3 protein-coding genes are annotated in these 3,162 nt (G+C 59.1%); all 3 read right to left on the bottom strand.

Translation table 11 applies throughout. The annotated features are described in order from the left end of the window. The coding region (locus tag VEJ16_05850; GenBank protein HYB09172.1) for a helix-turn-helix transcriptional regulator at positions 1 to 336 on the bottom strand (336 nt) is incomplete at its 3' end. Positions 337 to 1,010: 674 nt separating this feature from the next. Beyond that, the gene (locus VEJ16_05845) at positions 1,011 to 1,307 is read right to left on the bottom strand and encodes a cytochrome c (GenBank protein ID HYB09171.1); all 297 of its coding nucleotides are present in this window, start codon (positions 1,305 to 1,307) and stop codon (positions 1,011 to 1,013) included. Positions 1,308 to 2,338: 1,031 nt separating this feature from the next. Next, positions 2,339 to 3,025: an O-methyltransferase gene (locus VEJ16_05840; protein ID HYB09170.1), complete on the bottom strand. Its 687-nt coding sequence runs from the start codon at positions 3,023 to 3,025 to the stop codon at positions 2,339 to 2,341. Positions 3,026 to 3,162: the final 137 nt, after the last annotated feature.

Here is a 3,162-nt window from a genome sequence, read left to right as displayed (position 1 = left end):
ACGTTCGTAAGAAATACCCTTGCCTCCACGCAAAGCATCGCCTTGGACGGTGACCCGATCGGCGGGCTTCTGCACCAACTTGTGCTCATCGATCTGGAGGCCGAAAAAGGATGCCATATCGCGGTCGAGCGCGACGACGATTTTGTCGAGCATGATGAGGGATGGGGTGACCTTCCCGGCCTCGATCTTGGAGATCATGCTCTCGTCGCAACCGACCGCGACCGCAAGATCGCGCATGCGCATGCCCTTCAGGATACGCGCATGGCGGATCCGAGCGCCGACCTGCAGATGCCCTGGCCCGGCGTCCGTCCCCCGTCTTCCACTTCCGACATCCATGTGAGCTGAACCCTGCGGGATCTCCTGACTCAAATTACGGAAACAGGCGCTTCGTGCAAGTCGCTAGCGCCCCCCTCAAGGTAGGTGAATCAACTGAAGCGCGATTTTTTGGGATTGTACCCGTGAGGGCGGGTTTCAAGGAATTTGGCGTCCCGAACGCGGCTTCTTAACGACGAACCCTTTTGCGGCGAGCCGGCGAGCGGCGGCCGTGATCCGGTCCAACCGCCCACTGCCAACGGCACCTCGGGCCAGCGGCCATGCGCGCCGACCTTGCGACATCCGGGCGAAGCGACGCGGGCCGACGGCAAGCACTTGTTTTTGCTGGGTGGGCACTGCCTTCACACAGGAGAACTTCAATCCCTATAGCGCCCCCGACCCAGCCCGCGCGACGGTCTCCATATGGCGGCGCAGGGAATGAACTACGACCATCCAGGCCCGTTTAGGCGGTTCCGGATGGAGTTTCGAGCCTAGCGGTCCAGGCTTGTTTCCGACCTAAAGCTTAAGCCCGTCGACGAGCATCAAAAGAGCGGCGGCTTGATTTCGCGTCGCCACGACGCCGCAGCCACATTGATGCGGTCGGAGAAAGGCGCGGCCCCGAGGGCCCCCTCGTGCTCGAACCGATTGCGACACCCTGCGGGCGAGCTCGTCATGTTCGATGTTCGACATCTAGCCTCTTATTGGCCCTTGAGGCTCGACACATATGCACTGATATCCTTGATCTGAGCCGCCGTGAGCATGAAGTTCGGCATGTTTGCGTGGCTCGCTCTCATGTAGTTTTCCAGCGCCGGCGCCGACCACAAACGGGCCAGTTCCGGCAAACTGGGAGTGGGCTTTTGTGGATCCTCCGCCCCCAGCTGGTGACATGAGCCACACCAGATTTGAGCCAAACGGTGTCCAGATGCAACGTTGCCGCCTTCAGCGTGTGCCGTAGCCGTTGCGGCGACCAGGATCGCGATAGATGCCCTGCGCATTTCCGACCCCTGCACTTTCGTCGTCACATCACTTTCGTCGTCACATAATGCGCACGAGATCGCCAAACGCGACTTGACCTAGATCAATCTGAGATCTGGCCTGCGACGGCAGTCCGCTCTCGCCGACGCGAGGCATCCATGGCGGCTCGGTGACGTCCATCTTCCGGAAGGAGAACATAGAGATTTCCATGCGGCTTTCACCACGGCGCGCAGCGCCCAATGTCCGCGAATTCGAGAGACACGCCTTCGACGCTGAGTCCTAATAACGGCGCCGATTCCCGGTTACTTGCATCGCCAAGGCAGATTCGATCTATCTATGAGCGGGAGATGAATCGTTTGCACGACGATCGCGAGCATTATCGCATTGATCTCGATCAACGACGTGCGCGTAGCCCAAACAGCATCCGCCAACCAGACTGAAATGCGGGCGCGAGAGCTGGCTCGATCGTCCCGAGAGGGCGTCATCATGGGTGCTGGCCCCACGGGGTGGGGTACGGGAGCTTTAGTGCACAGATGCGGTTATCGACCTTGACATTGCGGCAAAGCGCGGCTGGGAGTGATTATAGGACTTCAAGTGCGTGCACGAGGGATATTTGCCCAAGTGGTGGGTACCGGCATAAACCTAATCATGCGCTGATTTTCCCCTGCCTCGGCTTTCACCGTCCGCCATTGGTGCAGGTATTTACCGATGTTTTGTTCGTGATATCACAGTCTCCCGCTTGCCAGTCGTATGGCGGAGCACGATTGACGGTCGGCGCAACATGACTGTTCGTATGATGCGGATGCTGGTGAGCTTTCTTTGTGAAAGCGGGGAGCAACAAGGCCATCGCACACACCATAGCCACTAACAAGATCCGGCGCATGAAAGACCTCCCTTCGCGCTCCCCGTAAGCTTATGGATCCCACGGATAACCTCATACCTCTGCCTTAATTGTCCTTTCCTGCGGCGCCCCTCCTCGCCACGATCATCCCGCTGTGGTCATTTGGTCTCGTTGAGGTATTTCCTCCGAGGGTCGCCACCTTGTCCAAGATTAGCTCGAAGGCGCCGATCCTAAATCGATCCGCATCGACAATTCGACGTCCTTGGCGAACGGCACAGACATATAGCCCTGCGCGGGCGAACGGACCCGTGTGAGATATTCCGGGCTCCAATCGGCATTGTCGGCGAGGACGAGGGCTCCCGTCCGAAGGCGATCCTCCAACAACGCAAGAATGGCAGGATATAAGCCCTTGGCACCATCGAGGAATACGAAGTCGATCGGCGATGGCAAATCGCGCGTAAGCGTCTCCAGCGCATCGCCCTCGCGGATCTCGACCAGGTCCGACAGGCCACCAGCGGCGATATTCGCGCGAGCGCGCGCCACTTTCGAAGGCTCGAACTCGGTGGTGATAAGACGTCCGCCGCCCTGGTCGCGAAGCGCCGCAGCGAGGTGCAAGGCGGAGACACCGAATGATGTGCCAAACTCCACGATGGTCCGTGCGTTCATTGAACGTGCAAGCATATAAAGAAGAGCACCTGTTTCCCGAGAGACCGCGAGGGGCGCATCCTTCATCTCGGTGTAAAGGGCGCGATAGTTGGTTTTGCTGGACATGATTGCGGTGCGCTGCTCAGCGGGTATCTGCGCCCAGGCCGGGGTGAGCGCGGATAACGACGCCTCGGCCTCGGTGAACAGGCGATCGAGCAAAGAGGAAACCGGGGCAGTAGTGAGTGTCGTCATAGGAGCTCTGATCCATTCGAAAAAGCGCGATCTCGCGCCCACCTAAAATACGAACAATCACTCGCTTTTACTACTCACATTCCCGAGGCTCGTTATTCCGACGCGCTCAAACCCGCGTGCGTCCTCGCGAAAATGGC

The organism is Alphaproteobacteria bacterium, from assembly GCA_035625915.1.
Lineage (GTDB): Bacteria > Pseudomonadota > Alphaproteobacteria > JACZXZ01 > JACZXZ01 > DATDHA01.
This window is presented reverse-complemented; position numbering and strand designations above follow the sequence as displayed.

Coding starts and splice junctions, on each gene's coding strand:
- VEJ16_05845 (HYB09171.1), bottom strand. CDS start 1,307: ATGCGCAGGGCATCTATCGCGATCCTGGTCGCCGCAACGGCTACGGCA.
- VEJ16_05840 (HYB09170.1), bottom strand. CDS start 3,025: ATGACGACACTCACTACTGCCCCGGTTTCCTCTTTGCTCGATCGCCTG.